This is a genomic window from Pseudomonas sp. NY15181, assembly GCF_048068055.1.
In the GTDB taxonomy this organism is placed as follows: Bacteria; Pseudomonadota; Gammaproteobacteria; order Pseudomonadales; family Pseudomonadaceae; genus Pseudomonas.
Map to the genome: position 1 here is coordinate 48,352 of NZ_JBLUPT010000004.1, position 21,776 is coordinate 70,127.

General features: G+C 62.5%; 19 protein-coding genes and 2 tRNA genes. 1 reads left to right on the forward strand and 20 read right to left on the reverse strand.

Features of this window, described 5'->3' with window-relative positions:
• Positions 1 to 35: 35 nt before the first annotated feature.
• From pnp to rlmE, 15 genes are all read right to left on the reverse strand, one after another.
• A complete protein-coding gene (pnp, locus tag ACNFBT_RS11990) occupies positions 36 to 2,141 on the reverse strand; it encodes a polyribonucleotide nucleotidyltransferase (protein ID WP_416749543.1) in 2,106 nt (701 codons plus the stop codon).
• Positions 2,142 to 2,310: 169 nt separating this feature from the next.
• A complete protein-coding gene (rpsO, locus tag ACNFBT_RS11995) occupies positions 2,311 to 2,580 on the reverse strand; it encodes a 30S ribosomal protein S15 (RefSeq protein WP_017518939.1) in 270 nt (89 codons plus the stop codon).
• Between the two features lie 98 nt (positions 2,581 to 2,678).
• Positions 2,679 to 3,593: a tRNA pseudouridine(55) synthase TruB gene (gene truB, locus ACNFBT_RS12000; RefSeq protein WP_416749546.1), complete on the reverse strand. Its 915-nt coding sequence runs from the start codon at positions 3,591 to 3,593 to the stop codon at positions 2,679 to 2,681.
• Positions 3,594 to 3,596: 3 nt separating this feature from the next.
• Positions 3,597 to 3,986, reverse strand: coding sequence for a 30S ribosome-binding factor RbfA (rbfA, locus tag ACNFBT_RS12005; RefSeq protein WP_416749548.1), 390 nt, complete (start codon positions 3,984 to 3,986; stop codon positions 3,597 to 3,599).
• A gap of 106 nt (positions 3,987 to 4,092) precedes the next feature.
• Positions 4,093 to 6,633, reverse strand: a complete 2,541-nt coding sequence (gene infB, locus ACNFBT_RS12010) for a translation initiation factor IF-2 (RefSeq protein WP_416749550.1) — start codon at positions 6,631 to 6,633, stop codon at positions 4,093 to 4,095.
• A 27-nt stretch (positions 6,634 to 6,660) separates the two neighbouring features.
• On the reverse strand, positions 6,661 to 8,142 hold the full coding sequence (gene nusA / locus ACNFBT_RS12015) for a transcription termination factor NusA (RefSeq protein ID WP_015478930.1): 1,482 nt from the start codon (positions 8,140 to 8,142) through the stop codon (positions 6,661 to 6,663).
• A 45-nt stretch (positions 8,143 to 8,187) separates the two neighbouring features.
• On the reverse strand, positions 8,188 to 8,646 hold the full coding sequence (gene rimP / locus ACNFBT_RS12020; RefSeq protein WP_207882729.1) for a ribosome maturation factor RimP: 459 nt from the start codon (positions 8,644 to 8,646) through the stop codon (positions 8,188 to 8,190).
• 127 nt (positions 8,647 to 8,773) lie between these two features.
• Positions 8,774 to 8,850 (reverse strand) — tRNA-Met (locus tag ACNFBT_RS12025).
• 91 nt (positions 8,851 to 8,941) lie between these two features.
• Positions 8,942 to 9,027 (reverse strand) — tRNA-Leu (locus ACNFBT_RS12030).
• A 16-nt stretch (positions 9,028 to 9,043) separates the two neighbouring features.
• The gene (gene secG / locus ACNFBT_RS12035) at positions 9,044 to 9,436 is read right to left on the reverse strand and encodes a preprotein translocase subunit SecG (RefSeq protein ID WP_416749553.1); all 393 of its coding nucleotides are present in this window, start codon (positions 9,434 to 9,436) and stop codon (positions 9,044 to 9,046) included.
• 2 nt (positions 9,437 to 9,438) lie between these two features.
• Entirely contained in the window at positions 9,439 to 10,194 is a 756-nt protein-coding gene (gene tpiA / locus ACNFBT_RS12040) for a triose-phosphate isomerase (RefSeq protein WP_416749555.1), read from the reverse strand.
• Between the two features lie 65 nt (positions 10,195 to 10,259).
• Complete coding sequence (gene glmM / locus ACNFBT_RS12045) at positions 10,260 to 11,600, reverse strand: phosphoglucosamine mutase (protein WP_416749557.1); 1,341 nt, start codon at positions 11,598 to 11,600, stop codon at positions 10,260 to 10,262.
• Entirely contained in the window at positions 11,597 to 12,466 is an 870-nt protein-coding gene (gene folP, locus ACNFBT_RS12050; protein WP_416749559.1) for a dihydropteroate synthase, read from the reverse strand. The genes glmM and folP overlap by 4 nt, the downstream gene beginning before the upstream one ends.
• 9 nt (positions 12,467 to 12,475) lie before the next feature.
• On the reverse strand, positions 12,476 to 14,392 hold the full coding sequence (gene ftsH, locus ACNFBT_RS12055) for an ATP-dependent zinc metalloprotease FtsH (RefSeq protein WP_275608716.1): 1,917 nt from the start codon (positions 14,390 to 14,392) through the stop codon (positions 12,476 to 12,478).
• A gap of 201 nt (positions 14,393 to 14,593) precedes the next feature.
• Positions 14,594 to 15,217: a 23S rRNA (uridine(2552)-2'-O)-methyltransferase RlmE gene (rlmE, locus tag ACNFBT_RS12060; RefSeq protein WP_017518950.1), complete on the reverse strand. Its 624-nt coding sequence runs from the start codon at positions 15,215 to 15,217 to the stop codon at positions 14,594 to 14,596.
• Positions 15,218 to 15,296: 79 nt separating this feature from the next.
• Between rlmE and ACNFBT_RS12065 the strand changes: the two genes are divergently transcribed.
• Positions 15,297 to 15,611 (forward strand): YhbY family RNA-binding protein, encoded by a 315-nt coding sequence (locus ACNFBT_RS12065; RefSeq protein WP_207882711.1) that lies wholly within the window; start codon positions 15,297 to 15,299, stop codon positions 15,609 to 15,611.
• Between the two features lie 42 nt (positions 15,612 to 15,653).
• On the opposite strand, the gene ACNFBT_RS12070 is transcribed toward ACNFBT_RS12065, so the two are convergent.
• The 5 genes from ACNFBT_RS12070 to carA are packed head-to-tail and all read right to left on the reverse strand — an operon-like array spanning position 15,654 to position 21,602.
• Entirely contained in the window at positions 15,654 to 16,058 is a 405-nt protein-coding gene (locus ACNFBT_RS12070; RefSeq protein ID WP_416750100.1) for a DUF4149 domain-containing protein, read from the reverse strand.
• A 10-nt stretch (positions 16,059 to 16,068) separates the two neighbouring features.
• Positions 16,069 to 16,545, reverse strand: coding sequence for a transcription elongation factor GreA (gene greA, locus ACNFBT_RS12075; protein WP_015478940.1), 477 nt, complete (start codon positions 16,543 to 16,545; stop codon positions 16,069 to 16,071).
• Positions 16,542 to 19,763, reverse strand: a complete 3,222-nt coding sequence (carB, locus tag ACNFBT_RS12080) for a carbamoyl-phosphate synthase large subunit (protein ID WP_416749562.1) — start codon at positions 19,761 to 19,763, stop codon at positions 16,542 to 16,544. Before carB ends, greA begins: the two co-directional genes overlap by 4 nt.
• A 19-nt stretch (positions 19,764 to 19,782) precedes the next feature.
• On the reverse strand, positions 19,783 to 20,436 hold the full coding sequence (leuE, locus tag ACNFBT_RS12085; RefSeq protein WP_416750102.1) for a leucine efflux protein LeuE: 654 nt from the start codon (positions 20,434 to 20,436) through the stop codon (positions 19,783 to 19,785).
• A gap of 29 nt (positions 20,437 to 20,465) precedes the next feature.
• The gene (gene carA, locus ACNFBT_RS12090; RefSeq protein WP_416749564.1) at positions 20,466 to 21,602 is read right to left on the reverse strand and encodes a glutamine-hydrolyzing carbamoyl-phosphate synthase small subunit; all 1,137 of its coding nucleotides are present in this window, start codon (positions 21,600 to 21,602) and stop codon (positions 20,466 to 20,468) included.
• Positions 21,603 to 21,776 lie beyond the last annotated feature (174 nt).

Below are 21,776 nucleotides of genomic sequence, written 5' to 3' on the forward strand. Positions count from 1 at the left end.
GGCCCGCAAGGGCCCTCTTTCATTTCGCAGCTCGCTTAGACGCCAGAGGCTTCAGCGGCGGCTACGTCCTTGATGGACAGCTTGATGCGGCCACGGTTGTCCACATCCAGCACCAGGACTTTGACTTCCTGGCCTTCCTGCAGAACGTCGGTGACCTTGTCGATGCGCTTGTCGCTGATCTGCGAGATGTGCACCAGACCATCCTTGCCCGGCAGGATGTTGACGAAGGCACCGAAGTCCACGATGCGCTCGACCTTGCCGACGTAGATCTTGCCGATCTCGGCTTCCGCGGTGATGCCCAGGACGCGCTGCTTGGCGGCCTCGGCAGCTTCCTTGGTTTCGCCGTAGATCTTCACGCTGCCATCGTCCTCGATGTCGATCGAGGCCTTGGTCTCTTCGCAGATGCTGCGAATGGTGGCGCCGCCCTTGCCGATGACGTCGCGGATCTTGTCGGTGTCGATCTTCATCTGGATCATGGTCGGAGCGTTTTCCGACAGCTCGGCGCGCGGAGCGGCGATGATCTGGTTCATCTGGCCGAGGATGTTCAGGCGAGCTTCCAGGGCCTGGCCCAGGGCGATCTCCATGATCTCTTCGGTGATGCCGTTGATCTTGATGTCCATCTGCAGGGCGGTAACGCCCTTGTCGGTACCGGCGACCTTGAAGTCCATGTCGCCCAGGTGGTCTTCGTCACCCAGGATGTCGGTCAGGATGGCGAACTTGTCACCTTCCTTCACCAGACCCATGGCGATACCAGCAACCGGCGCCTTGACCGGCACACCGGCGTCCATCAGGGCCAGGGAAGCACCGCAAACGGAAGCCATGGAGCTGGAACCGTTGGATTCGGTGATCTCGGACACGACGCGGATGGTGTAGGGGAACTCGTCCTGGGTCGGCAGCATGGCAGCAACGCTGCGGCGTGCCAGACGACCGTGGCCGATTTCACGACGGCCCGCGCTGCCCATGCGGCCACACTCGCCTACCGAGAACGGCGGGAAGTTGTAGTGCAGCATGAAGGGGTCTTTGCGCTCGCCTTCCAGGGTGTCGAGCAGCTGGGCGTCACGGGCGGTGCCGAGGGTGGCAACGACCAGAGCCTGGGTTTCGCCACGGGTGAACAGCGCCGAGCCGTGGGTCTTGCCCAGTACGCCGACTTCGATCTTCAGCGGGCGAACGGTGCGGGTGTCACGGCCGTCGATACGCGGTTTGCCGTTGACGATGTTCTCGCGAACGGTGCGGTATTCCAGAAGGCCGAAGACTTCTTTGACTTCACCCGCGGAGAACTGGCCTTCGCCTTCGCCGGCGAACTTGGCGACGATCTGCTCGCGCAGGGCGTCCAGGGCTGCGTAACGGTCCTGCTTGACGGTCACGGTGTAAGCCTCGGAGATGGCAGCACCGAACTCGGCCTTGATGGTGTTGACCAGGGCGGTGTTCTCCACCGGGGCGGTCCAGTTCCAGCTCGGCTTGCCGGCTTCGGTTGCCAGTTCGGCAACGGCACGGATGACCGCCTGGAATTCTTCGTGGGCATACAGAACGGCGCCCAGCATCTGATCTTCGGTCAGCTCGTCGGCTTCGGATTCAACCATCAGTACGGCGTCGGAGGTACCGGCCACGACCATATCGAGGCTGGAGCTCTGCTGCTGCTCGTAGGTCGGGTTGAGGATGTAGCCGATTTCCGGGTGGAAGCCAACGCGGGCAGCACCGATCGGGCCGGCGAACGGAATGCCGGAGATCGCCAGGGCGGCGGAGGTGCCGATCATGGCAGCGATATCCGGATCGGACTTCTTGTTGGTGGAAACGACGGTGCAGACGACCTGCACTTCGTTCATGAAACCTTCGGGGAACAGCGGGCGGATCGGACGGTCGATCAGGCGCGAGGTCAGGGTTTCCTTCTCGGAAGGACGGCCTTCACGCTTGAAGAAGCCACCGGGGATGCGGCCGGCTGCGTAGGTCTTCTCCTGGTAGTGCACGGAGAGCGGGAAGAAGCCCTTGCTCGGGTCGGCCTGCTTGGCGCCGACGACGGTGCAGAGCACAGTGACGTCGTCCATGGTGACCAGGACTGCACCAGTGGCCTGGCGGGCAATGCGGCCAGTCTCGAGGGTTACGGTCGACTGACCGAACTGGAATTTCTTGATTACCGGGTTCACGGTTTCTCTACCTTCTCTTTAGTTGCCTTGGGGGAAATCGTGGAAATGCCGGGAGTCGGACCCGAATTCATTCCCTATAAAAGCGAGAAAGCCGGGAGCCAGAGCCGATGAGCGGTATACACCGCCCATCGACTCCGGACTCCCAGCTTCCCACTTCAGGCTTGCCGTCTTAGCGACGCAGGCCCAGGCGACCGATCAGGGCGCTGTAACGAGAGGTGTCCTTGCTCTTCAGGTAGTCCAGCAGCTTACGACGCTGGTTAACCATACGGATCAGGCCACGACGGGAGTGGTGGTCTTTGCCGTTGGCCTTGAAGTGGTCCTGCAGCTTGTTGATGTTGGCGGACAGCAGTGCAACCTGCACTTCCGGGGAACCGGTGTCGCCTTCAGCTTGCTTGTACTCGTTAACGATCTGGGCTTTTTCTTGGACGCTCAGTGCCATGATGGGGCTTCCTCTGAGGTAACAGGCCAGGGACTTATCCCTGTGTTCATATAAGAGGAGTGACCGTGCCTGCTGACAGCCACCCTCGAGTTCCGGCCTTACGACCGAATCAGTCGACGCGGCGCCAGGCGCCCGTCTTCGGTCACTTCACCGATACCGATGAAACGACCTTCATGATCCTGCACCCGCAGCATGCCGAACTTCGGCATCTCGGGAGCGCGCACCGGCTGCCCATGCAGCCAGTAGTAGGCGCTGTGCTCGGAAAGCTGCAACAGCGGCCAGTGCTCCAGGCCGGCGTCCACCGGCAACAGGAAGCGGTCGAGGGCTTCGTTGCCGCCCTCGGCATGGACTTTCTCGAGTTCCTCCAGCGTCACCGACTGGCTCAGCTGGAACGGCCCGGCCAGGGTCCGACGCAGGGCGGCGACGTGAGCACCACACCCAAGTTCGCGGCCGATGTCTTCGACCAGGGTGCGAACATAGGTGCCCTTGCTGCAGGAAACGGCCAGCGTCGCACAAGGCGACTCGAAGGCAAGCAAATCCAAGCGCGCAATAGTAACAGAACGCGCCTCGCGCTCCACTACCTCTCCTGCACGCGCCAGCTTGTACAGCGGCTGGCCATCCTTCTTCAGTGCCGAATACATCGGCGGCACCTGCTCTATGTCGCCACGAAAGCGTGGCAGCACGGCCTCTATGGCTTCCCGACCGACGGTCACCTCGCGCTGCTCGAGCACCTCACCCTCGGCATCGCCGGTGGTGGTGGTGACGCCCATTTGGGCAACGGTCTCGTAGGCCTTGTCGGCGTCCAGCAGGTACTGGGAGAACTTGGTCGCCTCGCCGAAGCACAGCGGCAGCACGCCAGTGGCCAGGGGATCGAGGCTGCCGGTGTGGCCGGCCTTCTCGGCGTTGAGCAGCCAGCGCACCTTCTGCAGGGCCTGGTTGGAACTCATGCCGCGCGGCTTGTCGAGCACCAGCACGCCGTTGACCGCACGGCGAATACGTTTCACCTGGGCCACGCCTTACTCCTCGGAGTCGCCGCCGTGGCGACGATCTTCCGCCACCGCCCGCTCGATCAGCGCCGACAGCTCTGCGCCGCGACGAATGCTGGCGTCATAGCTGAAGTGCAGCTGCGGCACGGTGCGCAGCTTCATCGCCTTGCCCAACTGCATGCGCAGGAAGCCTGCGGCATCGTTGAGGATGTCGGTGTTCTGCTTCACCACCGCGGCGTTGTCGTCCTGCCCCATCACGGTGACGAACACCTTGGCATGGGACAGATCACGCGCCACCTCGACGCCGGTGATGGTCACCAGGCCCAGACGGGGGTCCTTGATTTCACGCTGGATCAGCAGCGCCAGTTCGCGCTGCATCTGGTCGCCGATACGCTGGGTACGGCTGTACTCTTTGGCCATTTTCCTAACCTGCTTACCCGAGCCGCGAGGCTCCGGGTCTAAAAGCGGCAAACGCCCGGGGCAGCTGGTTAGCTGGCCCGGGCGCTGCGTTCACGCTCGAATCCCCTTACAGAGTACGAGCGACTTCGACCTTCTCGAACACTTCGATCTTGTCGCCGACGCGGACGTCGTTGTAGCTCTTCACGCCGATACCGCATTCCATGCCGGCACGGACTTCAGAGACGTCATCCTTGAAGCGACGCAGGGATTCCAGTTCGCCTTCGAAGATCACCACGTCGTCGCGCAGTACACGGATCGGACGGTTGCGGTGCACCAGACCCTCGGTGACCATGCAGCCGGCGACCGCGCCGAACTTCGGCGAACGGAACACGTCACGCACTTCGGCGATGCCCAGGATGTTCTCGCGAACATCGCTGCCGAGCATGCCGGTCAGGGCTTTCTTGACGTCTTCGATGATGTCGTAGATCACGTTGTAGTAACGCATGTCGAGGCCTTCGGTCTCGACGATCTTGCGCGCACCAGCGTCGGCACGGACGTTGAAGCCGAACAGCACCGCGTTGGAGGCCAGCGCCAGGTTGGCATCGGACTCGGTAATACCACCGACGCCGCCACCGACCACGCGAACCTGCACTTCGTCGTTGCCCAGGCCGCTGAGCGAGCCCTGCAGGGCTTCCAGGGAACCACGGACATCGGACTTGAGGACGATGTTGAGGGTCTTCTTCTCTTCCTGGCCCATGTTCTCGAAGATGTTTTCCAGCTTGCCGGCGTGGGCACGAGCCAGTTTCACTTCGCGGAACTTGCCCTGACGGAACAGAGCGACTTCGCGGGCCTTCTTCTCGTCGGCGACCACGGTCATCTCGTCACCGGCATCCGGGGTGCCATCCAGGCCGAGGATCTCGACCGGAATGGACGGACCGGCTTCCTTGATCGGCTTGCCGTTCTCGTCGAGCATCGCACGGACGCGGCCGTAGTTGACGCCGACCAGGACCATGTCGCCCTGACGCAGGGTGCCATCCTGAACCAGCACGGTGGCCACCGGGCCACGGCCCTTGTCCAGGCGGGACTCGACCACCACGCCACGGCCCGGGGCCGACGGAGTGGCTTTGAGTTCCAGTACTTCAGCCTGCAGCAGTACGGCTTCGAGCAGCTCGTCGACGCCGGTACCCATCTTGGCGGATACGTGGACGAAGGGAGCATCGCCGCCCCACTCTTCCGGGATCACGTCCAGAGCGGCCAGGCCGTTCTTGATGTTGTCCGGGTTGGCGTCCGGCTTGTCGATCTTGTTCACCGCGACCACGATCGGCACGCCAGCCGCTTTCGCGTGCTGAACCGCTTCCTGGGTCTGCGGCATCACGCCGTCGTCAGCCGCCACCACCAGGATGACGATGTCGGTCGCCTGGGCGCCACGGGCACGCATCGCGGTGAACGCGGCGTGGCCGGGGGTATCGAGGAAGGTGACCATGCCGCGGTCGGTTTCCACGTGGTAGGCGCCGATGTGCTGGGTGATGCCGCCGGCTTCGCCAGCTGCCACCTTGGCACGACGGATATAGTCGAGCAGCGAGGTCTTGCCGTGGTCGACGTGGCCCATAACGGTCACTACCGGCGCACGGGAAAGGGCTTCACCTTCGAACCGGAGCGACTCGGCCAGTTGCTCTTCCAGGGCGTTCTCGCTGACCAGCTTGACCTTGTGGCCGAGTTCTTCGGCGATCAGCTGGGCGGTTTCCTGGTCGAGTACCTGGTTGATGGTTACCGGGGTACCCATCTTGAACATGAACTTGACGACCTCGGCACCCTTCACCGACATCTGCTGGGCGAGTTCGCCCACGGTGATGGTCTCGCCGATACTCACTTCACGCACAATCGGTCCTGTCGGGCTCTGGAACCCGTGCTGGTTACGCTTCTTCAGCTTGCCTTTGCCACGACCGCCGCCACGACGACCGAAACTGTCGTCGTCGTCGACGCCGCTGCGCACGACGCGCGGAGCACTGGTCTTTTCCTTTTCCTTGATCGACGGGCGATGCTGGGCATGCTTGCGATCGCGGCGCTCGTCTTCCTCATCGCGCTTGGGCGCGCGACGCGGCTCTTCCTTCTTGCGGTCATCTGCAGCGGGAGCCGGGGCTGCGGTGGCAGCCGGAGCTGACGCCGGCGCAGCAGCGCGCGGCGCCTCTGCAGCGGCCGGCTGGGCAGAAGCGGCAGCCTGCGGGGCCGCAGCAGCCTGACGGGCAGCCTCAGCCTGACGGCGAGCGTCCTCTTCGGCGGCGCGCTGACGGGCCTCTTCCTCAGCCTTCAGACGAACAGCCTCTTCAGCTGCACGCTGCTCTTCCAGCTCGCGCTGGCGCTCGGCCTCAAGCTCGTCAGGGCTACGCTTGACGTAGGTTTTCTTCTTGCGGACCTCAACGCTGACGGTCTTGCTGCCAGCGACCTTGATGGTCGAGGTGGTCTTGCGTTGCAGAGTGATCTTGCGCGGCTCTTCCGCGCGCTCACCATGGCTGCCTTTCAGGTGGGCCAGCAGCGCCTGTTTCTCGCTGTCGGTCACCACCTGCTCGGCGTTGTTATGGGGCAGACCCGCTTCGCGCATCTGCTGCAGCAGGCGCTCTACCGGCGTATCGACCGTCTTGGCCAGTTCTTTCACCGTGACTTGCGTCATGCACTTCTCTCCTCAGGCCGCGAATGCTTACTCGAACCAATGGGCCCGGGCGGCCATGATCAACTTGCCGGCACGCTCTTCGTCCATGCCGTCGATGTCGAGCAGATCGTCAATAGATTGCTCGGCAAGATCTTCACGGGTGGTTACGCCACGCAGCGCCAGGTCCACGGCCAGCTCTTTGGTCATGCCATCGAGGCTGAGCAGGTCTTCGGCAGGTTGTGCGTCGGCGAGTTTCTCTTCAGTGGCGATGGCTTTGGTCAGCAGGCGGTCCTTGGCACGCGAGCGCAGCTCGTTGACGATGTCTTCGTCGAAGCCGTCGATGCTGAGCATCTCTTCCATCGGTACGTAGGCAATCTCTTCCAGGGTGGTGAAACCTTCTTCCACCAGAACCTGGGCGAGTTCTTCATCGACATCCAGCTCGTCGACGAAGCGCTGCAGGATGTCGCCAGTTTCAGCCTGCTGTTTGGCCTGGATATCGGCCTCGGTCATCACGTTCAGGGTCCAGCCGGTGAGTTGGCTGGCCAGACGGACGTTCTGGCCACTGCGGCCGATGGCCTGTGCCAGGTTGTCCTCGGCGACGGCGATATCCATGGTGTGGGTATCTTCGTCGACGATGATCGCCGCCACTTCGGCCGGGGCCATGGCATTGATCACGAACTGCGCGGGGTTGTCGTCCCAGAGGACGATGTCCACACGCTCGCCGCCCAGTTCGCCGGAGACGGCCTGGACGCGGGAACCACGCATACCGATGCAGGCGCCCTGCGGGTCGATACGTTTGTCCTTGGAGCGAACGGCGATCTTGGCGCGCGAGCCCGGGTCGCGGGCGGCAGCCATCACGTCGATCAGCTGTTCGGCGATTTCCGGTACTTCGATGCGGAACAGTTCGATCAGCATTTCCGGCGCGGTACGCGACAGGACCAGCTGCGGACCACGGTTCTCGCTGCGGATTTCCTTGAGCAGGGCACGCACACGGGTGCCGACGCGGAAGGTTTCACGCGGGATGATCTGGTCGCGGGCCAGCAGCGCTTCGGCGTTGTTGCCCAGGTCGACGATCACGTTGTCGCGGGTGACCTTCTTGACGGTGCCGGAGATGATCTCGTTGACCTTCTCGCGGTAGGCGTCGACCACCTGGGCGCGCTCGGCCTCGCGGACCTTCTGCACGATGACCTGCTTGGCGGTCTGGGCGGCGATACGACCGAACTCGATGGACTCGATTTTCTCTTCGATGACTTCGCCGGCCTTCATGCCGGGGTGCTCTTCCTGCACGTCCTCGACGGTCAGTTCCGACGCCGGATTGGAGTAATCCTCGTCCTCGACGATGGTCCAGCGGCGGAAGGTCTCGTAGTTGCCGTTGGCGCGGTTGATCTCCACGCGCAGGTCAACCTCGTCCTCGAAACGCTTTTTGGTCGCAGTTGCCAGAGCCAATTCCAGCGCTTCGAAAATCACGCCAGGCGGTACACCCTTCTCGTTGGATACCGACTCAACAACCAGCAGTACTTCTTTGCTCATCGTACGCCTCGCCTTTCAATCCATTGGAATCCGCGCTCTGGCGGCTCACTCAAATCGGGGAATGATATTGGCCTTGTCGATCGAGTCGACCGGCAGCAGGTATTCATGGTCGTCCACCAGAACCACCACATCCTGCTCCTCAACACCACGGAGAATGCCCTGGAAATTACGCCGCCGTTCGAAGGGCGTGCGCAGCTTGATCTTTACCTGCTCCCCGACATAGCGGGCGAACTGGTCAAGCGTAAAGAGAGGCCGATCCATGCCGGGTGACGACACCTCCAAGGTGTACTCGCCACTGATCGGGTCCTCCACATCCAGGATGCCGCTGACCTGACGACTGACGATCTCGCAGTCATCGATCAGAATGCCTTCCGGACGATCGATATAGACCCGGAGCAGGGAATGGCGACCTTGGGAAATGAACTCCAGGCCCCAGCACTCATAGCCGAGCGCTTCTACTACAGGGGCCAACAAGGCCTGCAACTGTTCTAGCTTGCTCGACACCTGATCGCCTCGCGTATGCTGTAGAAACAAAAAATGGGCGAAACGCCCATCCCTTAAGGACCGCCTTGCCCTGGCGGCACGGACTGTCCAGCTAGCAAAAAGCCCCTGAAAAGGGGCTCTGCCAAACTGGTTGCGGGAGCAGGATTTGAACCTACGACCTTCGGGTTATGAGCCCGACGAGCTACCAGACTGCTCCATCCCGCGTCAAAGCTGGTGCGAAATTATACGGTTGCGCCCCTGGAAGGTCAACCGAAACTCCGGAACGAAAAGGCCCGCACTGCGGGCCTTTCGTATATGGTACCGAGGAGGGGACTCGAACCCCTACAGCCTATGGCCACTACCACCTCAAGGTAGCGTGTCTACCAATTCCACCACCTCGGCAAAAACTCTTGCCTGCTTACTTCTGCTCAGGAGCAGCCGGAACATCGCTGTTACCGGCCGCAGGGACTTGTTGCTGCCCTTGCGAGCCCGGCACATCGTTAGCTGCCGGAGCCTTTTCCTGCTTTTGCTCCATCACCACCGGATCAGGAAGCCCGGCATGACGAATCATATCAGCTTTTTCTTTAGCAAAATACGCTAAACCCAAGCTGGTAATGAAAAAAACTGCAGCGAGTATACCAGTAAAACGACTCAGGAAGGTAGCAGAACCTTGGCTACCAAATACGGTGGCCGAAGCACCCGCACCAAACGACGCACCAGCGTCGGCACCCTTGCCATGCTGAAGCAGGACCAGTACAACCAGACCCAGCGCCATCAGCAGGTGAATCACGATTACAACTGTTTCCAGCATCTTCAGTTTCCTGCGGCGCGACAGATCGCACCGAACTCATCCGCATTCAGGGAGGCGCCACCAATGAGCCCCCCATCGATATCCGGCATTCCGAACAGCTCGACAGCATTGGCCGCCTTGACGCTGCCGCCGTACAGGAGGCGAAGGCCGCGAGCCACCTCAGCGTTTTCCGCCGAGAGCTGCGCACGAATCGCCGCATGCACTTCCTGAGCTTCTTCCGGAGAGGCCGTCAGCCCCGTCCCGATCGCCCACACCGGCTCGTAAGCCACTACAGCGCGGGAAAAAGCCCCAACGCCCAAATCTTCGATCACCGAACCCAACTGGCGCCCGACGACTTCCAAAGTCTTGCCCGCCTCGCGCTGCTCGCGGGTCTCACCCACGCACAACACTGGAACCAGGCCACACGATTGAACCGCTGCAAACTTGCGGCTGATCACCCCATCGCTTTCACCCAGGATCAGGCGACGCTCGGAATGACCCACCAGCACCAGGGAACAACTCGCATCCGCCAACTGACTGGCTGCGATCTCGCCCGTCAAGGCGCCCTGCATCGGCTCTACCGCGCAATTCTGCGCACCGACGGCAATTGCCTTACCTTCCAGACCATGCTTGACCTGGTTGATGTACAGACAGGGCGGAAACACCGCCACATCGACACCCGTAGGAAGAGCCAGTTGCCGCAGGCCTTTGATCAGCTCCGTCACACTGGAGCGGGTACCGTGCATTTTCCAATTACCGGCCACCAGGGGTCGACGCATGCTGTACCTCGCTGAGCAAAGTGGGCGCAGATATTACTCGACAGTTTTAGAACTGACAAGAGAAATCAAGCACATACCTCAGTCACGACTTTCGCCAGCTGTTCGGCGTAAGCGCGCACCCGGACCTCTTCGTCGCCTTCGACCATCACTCGGACCAGAGGCTCGGTGCCGGATTTGCGCAAGAGAACACGGCCACGCCCCGCCATTTCGTCGGTGACCTTGGCACAGGCCTCCTTGACCGCAGGGTGCTCCAGCGGGTCCACATCGCCACCGGCAAAGCGAACGTTGATCAGCACCTGCGGGCACTTGCGGATACCCATGCGCGCCTCGGCCAGATTCTGACCACGCGTTTTCAGCGCCATCAGCACCTGCAGCGCAGCAATGACGGCATCGCCAGTGGTCGTATGCTGGCAGCAGACGACGTGGCCGGAGTTCTCGCCGCCCAGCTGCCAATTCCGCGCCAGCAGTTCGGACATCACATAGCGGTCGCCGACCTTGGCGCGCACGAACGGGATATTCAGCTCCTGCAATGCCAGCTCCAGACCCAGGTTGCTCATCAGCGTGCCGACCACGCCACCGTGCAACTTGCCGCGATCGAGCAGATCGCGGGCAATCAGGAAGAGGATCTCGTCACCATCGACCACTGCTCCAGTGTGATCGACCATCATCACCCGATCGCCATCACCATCGAAGGCGATACCGATGTCGGCCTGCTCGGCCAGCACGGCCTCCCGCAGCGCCTCGATGTGGGTCGAGCCGCAGTTTTCATTGATGTTCAAGCCGTTCGGCTGCACACCGATCACCGACACTTCGGCACCCAACTCGCGGAACACGCTCGGGGCGATCTTGTAAGTTGCGCCATGGGCGCAATCGAGCACGACACGCAGCCCGGCGAAGTCGGTATTGGACGGCACGCTGCTCTTGCAGAACTCGATATAGCGACCAGCCGCATCATTGATCCGCGAAACCTTGCCCAGGAGGGCCGACTCGACCACGGTCATCGGCGCATCGAGCAGCTCCTCGATGATCAGTTCCACCTCGTCGGGCAGCTTCGTACCCTGACCGGAGAAGAACTTGATGCCGTTGTCGTCGTGCGGATTGTGCGATGCGCTGATGACGATGCCGGCTTCGGCGTGGAAGGTGCGAGTCAGGTAGGCGATACCCGGGGTCGGCATCGGGCCGAGCAGCATCACATCGGCGCCGGCGGCAGATAGCCCCGCTTCCAGCGCGGACTCGAACATATAACCGGAAATCCGGGTGTCCTTGCCCACCAGCACGCGGCACTTGCCCTGCTGACGGAACGCCATGCCGACGGCCCAGCCCAGCTTGAGCACGAAGTCCGGCGTGATCGGCGGCGTGCCGACACGGCCGCGAATACCATCGGTGCCGAAATACTTCCTGCTCATGCGAATATCTCCTCTTCCTTTGCACTTTCAACTGCGTGAATCATTCGAACCACATCCACCGTCGCAGCGACGTCATGGACACGGACAATGCTGGCTCCCTTGGCTACCGCGAGCGCGGCAAGGGCCAAGCCGCCATAAAGTCTTTCGCCGACCTCACGCTCCAGCGCCCGACCGATCATGCTCTTGCGCGAGACGCCGACCAGCATCGGACAACCCAATTCCACCAACCGCTCCATCTGCCGGAACAAATTAAGGTTGTGGCCCTGGGTCTTGGCAAAACCGAAGCCAGGATCAATGACGATCCGATCACGGGCAATGCCCACGGATTCGCAAACCCTGACGCGTCCCTCGAGGAATCCACGGACCTCCTGAAGGATATCCGGGTAGCGCGGGTCGTCCTGCATGTTTCCCGGCTCGCCGCGCATATGCATCAGGCAGACGGGCAAGCCGGTATCGACTGCTGCATCCAGGGCGCCGTCGCGCTGTAACGAGCGCACGTCATTGATCAATCCAGCACCAAGTCGCGCCGTTTCGCGCATCACTGCCGGGGTGGAGGTATCCACCGAGATCACCACGTCCAGCTCTCGAGCGATGGCTTCCACAACCGGCGCCACCCGCTCCAGCTCTTCGGTAGGAGAAACCACGCGGGCACCCGGCCGGGTCGACTCACCACCGACATCGATCAGCGTGGCACCGGCTTCGACCATCTCCGCCGCATGGCGCAACGCCACGTCCAGCCGGTTGAAACGACCACCATCGGAGAAGGAATCAGGGGTGACGTTGAGGATGCCCATGACGTGCGGGCGGCTTAAATCAAGAACCCGGTTGCCGCAAGGCAACCGGGTCGGGTGGTACAACGAACTCATTCAGTGCTCTCAGTGTTCGCCGGCGGGCCCGCCAATCGGATTTTCCTGGCGACCTTCATCGCGCGGCGAAGCGGCGTTACCGGAGGAACCGGAATTGCCACCCTGCCAGTCACGCGGTTCGCGCGGAGTGCGGCCGGCCATGATGTCGTCGATTTGATCGGCGTCGATGGTTTCGTACTTCATCAGCGCATCGGCCATCATGTCGAGCTTGTCGCGGTTCTCTTCCAGCAGGCGCTTGGCGGTGCCGTAGCAGTCGTCGATGATGCGGCGCACTTCCTGGTCGATCATCTTCGCGGTCTCGCCGGACACGTTGGCGTGCTGGCTACCGGCGCTGCGACCGAGGAAGACCTCGCCCTCTTCTTCCGCGTACATCAGCGGACCGAGCTTTTCCGACAGTCCCCACTTGGTCACCATGTTCCGCGCCAACTGGGTGGCACGCATGATGTCGTTGGAAGCACCAGTGGTCACGCCTTCGAAGCCCAGGGTCATCTCTTCGGCGATGCGGCCACCGAACAGCGAGCAGATCTGGCTTTCCAGGGCTCGCTTGGACAGGCTGTAGCGGTCCTCTTCCGGCAGGAACATGGTCACGCCCAGGGCGCGGCCGCGCGGAATGATGGAAACCTTGTAGACCGGGTCGTGCTCCGGAACCAGACGACCGACGATGGCATGGCCTGCCTCGTGGAATGCGGTGTTCTTCTTCTCCTTCTCGGACATGACCATGGTCTTGCGCTCGGCGCCCATCATGATCTTGTCCTTGGCCAACTCGAACTCACGCATATCGACAATGCGCTTGTTGGCGCGAGCGGCGAACAGCGAAGCCTCGTTGACCAGGTTGGCCAGGTCGGCACCGGAGAAGCCCGGGGTACCGCGCGCGATCACGGCCGGATCGACGTTGTCACCCAGCGGAACCTTGCGCATGTGCACTTTCAGGATCTGTTCGCGACCACGGATGTCCGGCAGGCCGACCACCACCTGGCGGTCGAAGCGCCCCGGACGCAGCAGCGCGGGGTCGAGCACGTCAGGACGGTTGGTCGCGGCGATGACGATGATGCCGTCATTCATCTCGAAGCCATCCATCTCCACCAGCAACTGGTTGAGGGTCTGTTCGCGCTCGTCGTGACCGCCACCCAGGCCGGCGCCACGATGGCGGCCGACGGCGTCGATCTCGTCGATGAAGATGATGCAGGGTGCGTGCTTCTTGGCCTGGTCGAACATGTCGCGAACGCGCGAAGCGCCCACGCCGACGAACATTTCCACGAAGTCCGAACCGGAAATGGTGAAGAACGGAACCTTGGCTTCGCCGGCGATCGCCTTGGCGAGCAGGGTCTTACCGGTGCCGGGCGGGCCGACCATCAGCACGCCGCGCGGGATACGGCCGCCCAGGCGCTGGAACTTGCCCGGATCGCGGAGGAACTCCACCAGCTCGCTGACTTCTTCCTTGGCCTCGTCGCAACCGGCGACGTCGGCGAAGGTAGTCTTCACCTGGTCTTCCGACAGCAGGCGCGCCTTGCTCTTGCCGAAGCTCATCGGGCCGCCGCGGCCACCGCCGCCGCCCTGCATCTGGCGCATGAAGAACATGAAGACCGCGATGATCACCAGGATCGGGAAGCTCGCTACCAGCAGCTGGGTCCAGATGCTCTGCTGCTCGGGCTGCTTGCCTTCGACGACCACGTTGTTGTTGACCAGGTCGCCGATCAGGCCGTTGTCCTGGATCGCCGGGCGGATGGTCTTGAAGGTGTCGCCATCCTGGCGCTTGCCGGTGATGACGTAGCCGTCGACGGTCACGCGCTCGACCTTGCCGTCCTTCACCTGCTGGATGAAGTCGGAATAGTTGAGCGTCTGCGGCTCGCTCGGGCTGGAGAAGTTGTTCATCACGGTGACGAGTACCGCCGCGATGATCAGCCACAGAATCAGGTTCTTTGCCATGTCGTTCAATTGACTACCCTCTGAAGCCGGCTCCGCCCTGGAAACCGCTTCTCACGACGGCCAGACTCCTTCCGGCCAAAATTACTACACAACGCCCGCCGCCAGGCAGGCGCCGTCTGTAACCCTTTATGAACCCCGGCTTTCACCGGTACAAGCAAAACCTGCAAGGCATAGACCAGAAGCCTGCCCAATCATTCCAGTCTAGGCGCCGCGAAAGCCTCGTGCGAGCAGATACTGCTCCCGCGAACGGTCGCGGGACGACAGCGGTTTGCGCATCTGCACCTTCTCGAAGTTCTCGCGAACCTGCTTGTGGTAAGCGTCGAAACCCTCACCCTGGAAAATCTTGATCAGGAAATCGCCGCCCGGACGCAGCACACGGGTGCAAAGGTCCAAGGCCAACTCGCAGAGGAACATCGCGCGGGGCATGTCCACGGCGGGCAATCCACTCATATTGGGGGCCATATCCGAAATCACAAGGTCTACCGGATTTTCTCCGATGGCCTGGAGCAACTGGGCGAAGACCTCGTCCTCGGTGAAGTCACCCTGGATGAAGGTGACGTCCGGGATGCTGTCCATCGGCAGGATGTCGGAGGCGATCAGGGTGCCCTTGTCGCCAATCACCCGACTGGTGACCTGGGACCAGCCACCCGGCGCCGCGCCGAGATCGACCACGGTCATGCCCGGCCGCAGGATGCGGTCCTTCTCCTGGATTTCCAGCAGCTTGTAGCTGGCGCGCGAGCGATAGCCGTCGCGCTGTGCCATCTTCACGTACGGATCGTCGAAATGTTCTTTCAGCCAGCGATGGCTAGTCTTGGAACGGGCCACGTATTACCTCGTCTGAGCGGCATCCCGGTATAACCGAAACTCGGGTAGAATATCCGCCTTTTTTCCCAGGGGTCAGATTATGGCGCTCTCTCAGGAGCAGAAAAAGCAGTTCAAATCTATCGGGCATCACCTGAAACCCGTATTGACCGTCGCTGAAAACGGTCTGTCGGAAGGCGTGATGGCCGAGCTTGAGCGCGCGCTCAACGATCATGAACTGATCAAGGTGCAGTTCCGCATCGCCGAACGCGACGACCGTCGTGCGCTGATTGACGAACTCTGCCAGAACGGCAGCTGCGAACTGATCCAGGTCATCGGCAAGATGGCGCTGATCTATCGCCGCAATCCCAAGCCGAACAAGAACCTGTCGAACATCAGCCGCTACAGCGGCCTCTGACAGTCAAGCCCGGCAGCGCGGAGCCGGCAAGGCTCCGCCGCGTCAGGCCTGCTCGTCCCGCCCCGGCGCCGGCTGCAGCACCAGCAGCAACCCGCAGAGCGCCACCACCAGGTAGTTGAACAGCAGCCAGCGCTCGGCGTCCGGCGCAACCTGGCGCACACCGAAATACACCACCGCCATCACCAGCACGCTGAGCAGCAACTGCCCACGCATCTCGCGCATGAAGGCGGCGATTCCACGCGCCTGCCAGAGCACCAGGGCCTGGAGCAGCACGCAGAAACCCGCGAAACCCACTAGCAGCGGTTTCAGCGCATCCGCCACGGCGTCCACCAGCAGCGGCGCCAGACCGATCTTGCCCAGCGCCGGCAGCATCATGAACTGCAGCAGCCAGAGGCCGCCGACCCAGAATGTCTGGGCCAGCAGCCAACTGATGGTGCCTGCGCTCAGGGATTGCCGATCAGGCGTGGCGGACTTCAACGATCTCGTACTCGACGTCGCCACCCGGAGTCTTCACCAGCACGGCGTCGCCTTCGGTCTTGCCGATCAGCGCACGGGCGATCGGCGAGTTGACCGAGATCTTGCTGTTCTTGATGTCCGCCTCGTCGTCGCCGACGATCTGGTACGTCACGGTCTCGTCGGTCTCGACGTTGGCGATGTCCACGGTGGTGCCGAAGATCACCTTGCCGCTGTGCGGAATGGTGGTTACGTCGATGATCTGCGCGTTGGACAGCTTGGCCTCGATGTCGCGGATGCGAGCCTCGGACATGCCCTGCTGTTCACGTGCCGCGTGGTACTCGGCGTTTTCCTTGAGGTCGCCCAGTTCACGCGCTTCGGCGATGGCCTGGGTGATCTGCGGGCGCAGAACGGTCTTCAGGTGTTTCAGTTCTTCTTCCAGGGCGCGAGCGCCCTGGACGGTCATTGGAAATTTGCTCATGCGTTGATTCCTGCATGGAGATCCTGCAGACGGCGAACGGTCTTCTCGGGACCGAACTTGAGCGCCTCACAGATCGCCTGACCCGCCGCGATGGTGGTGGTGCAGTAGATCTTGTGCTGCAGGGCGTTACGACGAATGGAATACGAGTCAGCGATGGACTGGCGACCTTCGGTGGTGTTGATGATCAAGGTGACTTCGTCATTCTTGATCATGTCGACCACGTGGGGACGGCCCTCGGTCACCTTGTTCACGCGGCGCACCGGCAGACCGGCAGCCTCGATGACGCGGGCGGTACCGGCGGTGGCGACCACTTCGAAGCCCAGCGCGACCAGATCGCGAGCGACCTGAACGGCTTGCGGCTTGTCGTCCTCGCGGACGCTGATGAAGGCGCAACCGGCGTTCGGCAGGATTTCGCTGGCGCCCAACTGGGCCTTGGCGAATGCCTCACCGAAGCTGTCGCCGACACCCATCACCTCGCCAGTGGACTTCATCTCTGGGCCGAGGATCGGGTCGACGCCCGGGAACTTGGCGAACGGGAACACCGCTTCCTTGACGCTATAGTACGGCGGGATCACCTCCTGGGTGAAGCCGACTTCGGCCAGGGACTTGCCAGCCATGACGCGGGCCGCAACTTTCGCCAGGGATTCGCCGATGCACTTGGAGACGAACGGCACGGTACGGGACGCGCGCGGGTTCACCTCGATCACGTAGATGTCTTCGCCCTGCACGGCCATCTGCACGTTCATCAGGCCGACCACGCCGAGCTCCAGGGCCATTTTCTTGACCTGCTCGCGGATCTCGTCCTGGATGTGCGCCGGCAGCGAGTACGGCGGCAGCGAGCAGGCGGAGTCACCGGAGTGCACGCCGGCCTGTTCGATGTGCTGCATGATCGCACCGATCACCACGGTCTCGCCGTCGCACACCGCGTCGATGTCGACCTCGATGGCGCAGTTCAGGAAGCGGTCCAGCAGCACCGGGCTGTCGTTGGAGACTTTCACGGCTTCGCGCATGTAGCGCTTGAGCTCTTCTTCCTGGTAGACGATTTCCATCGCGCGGCCACCCAGCACATAGGAGGGGCGCACGACCATCGGGTAGCCGATGTTCTTCGACAGCTCCAGGGCCTGGTCTTCGCTGCGCGCGGTGGCGTTGGCCGGCTGGCGCAGGTTCAGGCGCTGGACCATCTGCTGGAAGCGCTCGCGGTCTTCGGCGCGGTCGATGGCGTCCGGGCTGGTGCCGATGATCGGCACGCCGGCTTCTTCCAGGGCACGGCAAAGTTTCAGCGGGGTCTGGCCGCCGTACTGCACGATCACACCCTTGGGCTGCTCGACGCGGACGATTTCCAGCACGTCTTCCAGGGTCACCGGCTCGAAGTACAGGCGATCGGACGTGTCGTAGTCGGTGGAGACGGTCTCCGGGTTGCAGTTGACCATGATGGTCTCGTAACCGTCTTCACGCATGGCCAGCGCGGCGTGTACGCAGCAGTAGTCGAACTCGATGCCCTGGCCGATGCGGTTCGGACCGCCGCCCAGGATCATGATCTTGTCGCGAGTCGACGGATTGGCTTCGCACTCTTCCTCGTAGGTCGAATACATGTAGGCGGTGTCGGTGGCAAATTCGGCGGCGCAGGTGTCCACGCGCTTGTACACCGGCAGCACCTTGAGCTTCTGGCGATGGCTGCGCAGGTTCTTCTCGGTCACGCCGAGCAGCTTGGCCAGACGGGCGTCGGAGAAGCCCTTGCGCTTGAGCTTGTACATCAGGTCGCGGTCGATGGCGGACAGACCCAGGGTCTTCACGCGCTCTTCGTCCTTGACCAGATCCTCGATCTGCACCAGGAACCACTCGTCGATGCGGGTCAGATCGAAGACTTCGGCGATGCTCTTGCCGGCGCGGAAGGCGTCGGCGACGTACCAGATGCGGTCAGCATTGGGCACGGTCAGCTCGCGCTTGAGGATGCTCGCGGCTTCCGGGTCGTTCAGGTCCAGCTTCGGATCGAAACCGGTGGCGCCGACTTCCAGGCCGCGCAGGGCTTTCTGCACGGACTCCTGGAAGGTGCGGCCGATGGCCATGACTTCACCCACGGATTTCATCTGGGTGGTCAGGCGGGCGTCGGCTTTCGGGAATTTCTCGAAGGCGAAACGCGGGATCTTGGTGACGACGTAGTCGATCGCCGGCTCGAAGGACGCCGGGGTGCGACCGCCGGTGATGTCGTTCTGCAGCTCGTCGAGGGTGTAGCCGACGGCCAGCTTGGCGGCGATCTTGGCGATCGGGAAGCCGGTGGCCTTGGAAGCCAGAGCCGAGGAGCGCGATACGCGCGGGTTCATCTCGATCACGACCATGCGGCCGGTGTTCGGGCAGATGCCGAACTGCACGTTCGAACCGCCGGTTTCCACGCCGATCTCGCGCAGCACCGCCAGCGAGGCGTTGCGCATGATCTGGTATTCCTTGTCGGTCAGGGTCTGCGCCGGGGCAACGGTGATGGAGTCACCGGTGTGCACGCCCATCGGGTCGAAGTTCTCGATGGAGCAGACGATGATGCAGTTGTCCTTCTTGTCGCGAACAACCTCCATCTCGTATTCCTTCCAGCCGATCAGCGATTCGTCGATCAGCAGCTCATTGGTCGGCGACAGGTCCAGACCACGGGCGCAGATCTCTTCGAATTCTTCGCGGTTGTAGGCAATGCCGCCGCCGGTGCCGCCCATGGTGAAGGACGGACGGATGATGCACGGGAAGCCGACCTTCTCCAGCACGCCGTAGGCTTCTTCCATGGTGTGGGCGATGCCAGAGCGCGGGCAGGCCAGGCCGATGTCGCGCATGGCCTTGTCGAAGCGCGAACGGTCTTCGGCCTTGTCGATGGTGTCGGCGTTGGCGCCGATCATTTCCACGCCGAACTGCTCCAGAACGCCGTGACGCTCCAGATCCAGGGCGCAGTTCAGAGCGGTCTGGCCACCCATGGTCGGCAGCAGCGCGTCAGGGCGCTCCTTCTCGATGATCTTGGCGACGGTCTGCCACTTGATCGGCTCGATGTAGGTGGCGTCGGCCATGGCCGGATCGGTCATGATGGTGGCCGGGTTGGAGTTCACCAGGATGACACGGAAGCCTTCTTCCTTCAGGGCCTTGCAGGCCTGTGCGCCGGAGTAGTCGAACTCGCAGGCCTGGCCGATGACGATCGGGCCGGCGCCGAGGATCAGGATGCTCTTGATGTCTGTACGCTTGGGCATGGGACTCTCGTTGCAATATTCAGGAAAGGGTTGCGCTGGCCAGCTTCACGCCAAAGCCGACGAACAGGGCGCCGACACCGCTCGAGGCGCCGGCAGCCAGCCGTTGCCGCCGACGGAACCAGGCCGCCAGACGCACACCGGAGAAAATCAGGAAACTCAGGTACAGGGCGCTGAGGATCTCGAGGATCGTGCCCAGCACCAGGAACGACAGGCCGGGGTAGGCGTATCCCGGGTCGACGAACTGGATGAAGAAGGAAATGAAGAAGAGGATCGCCTTGGGGTTGGACAGACTCAGGAGCAGCGCCTTGCGGAACGGCTGGTTGACGTCCACTTCCTTGGTCGGCGCGGCGGCCGCTTCCAGCGGGTGGCGCAGCTTCTGCCAACCACCGCGGAGCATGCCGATACCCAGATAGAACAGGTAAGCGGCGCCGACGTACTTCAACCCCAGGAACAGCATCGGCTCGGCCTTGAGCACCGAGGCGATACCCAGCGCCGACAGGAACATCAGGATCGCATCACCAAGGAACACCGCGCTCGCCGCCCGGTAGCCCGAGGCCACGCCGCGCTGGGCGGCGGTGGCGAGGACGAACAGCGAGTTCGGCCCCGGCAGCAGGACGATGAATAGCGTACCCAGGACGTAGGTCCAGAGGTCGGTGATTCCCAGGGTCGGCATCATCTTCTTCTACCTCTTCGAGCTCGGACTCAGCGGCGCTCGGCCATCGCCGCGATGAAGCGGTCGAACAGCGGGGCCACGTCGTGCGGACCGGGGCTGGCTTCCGGGTGACCCTGGAAGCTGAAGGCCACCTTGTCGGTGCGTTCGATACCCTGCAGGGTGCCGTCGAACAGCGACTTGTGGGTGGCGCGCAGGTTGCTCGGCATGCTCGCCTCGTCCACGGCAAAACCGTGGTTCTGGCTGGTGATCATCACCACGCCCGAATCCAAGTCCTGCACCGGGTGGTTGGCACCGTGGTGGCCGTGGCCCATTTTCAGGGTCTTGGCGCCGGAGGCCAGGGCCAGCAGCTGGTGGCCGAGGCAGATGCCAAACACCGGGATCTCGGTGTCGAGGAACTCGCGAATGGCCTGGATGGCGTAGTCGCACGGCTCGGGGTCACCAGGACCGTTGGAGAGGAAGATGCCGTCCGGATTCAGGGCGAGCACTTCACTGGCCGGGGTCTGCGCCGGCACGACGGTCAGGCGGCAGCCGCGGGCGACCAGCATGCGCAGGATGTTCAGCTTCACGCCGAAGTCGTAGGCGACCACGTGGTACGGCAGGTCGGCAGCGGCGATTTCCGGATGGCTGTCGGTTTCCAGGTTCCACACGCTGGAACGCCACTCGTAGCGCTCGGTGGAGGAAACGACCTTGGCCAGGTCCATGCCTTTCAGGCCCGGGAAGCCGCGCGCCAGTTCGAGGGCTTTTTCCTCGGTGGCGTCGTCACCGGCCAGGATGCAGCCGTTCTGCGAACCCTTCTCGCGCAGGATGCGGGTCAGGCGGCGGGTATCGATGCCGGCAATGGCGACGGTACCGTTCTCTTTCAGGTAGTCCGGCAGGGACTGCTTGTCGCGCCAACTGCTGGAGAGCAGCGGCAGGTCACGGATGATCAGGCCGGCGGCCCAGACCTTGTTCGACTCGGCGTCTTCCGGCGTGGTGCCGGTGTTGCCGATGTGCGGGTAAGTCAGGGTAACGATCTGTTGGGCGTAGGAAGGATCGGTGAGGATTTCCTGGTAGCCGGTCATGGCGGTGTTGAACACCACCTCTCCGACGGTCTGGCCGTCGGCGCCGATGGCTTCACCGCGAAAAACGCTGCCGTCGGCAAGTGCAAGTATGGCTGGCTTAGTCAAGAAGACCTCCCGTAGTTCAAGCCTGGCTGGGCGTGCGCAGATTGTAAAAAAGCGGGATGACGTCAGAAGAAGTCATCCCGCTTTTTATGTGATCATGCTGCGCTGCTTTTAGTGGACACACTAAAGCTGTAGTTTACAGAAAAGCGACATCATGGTCCACCTTTTGCACGACGT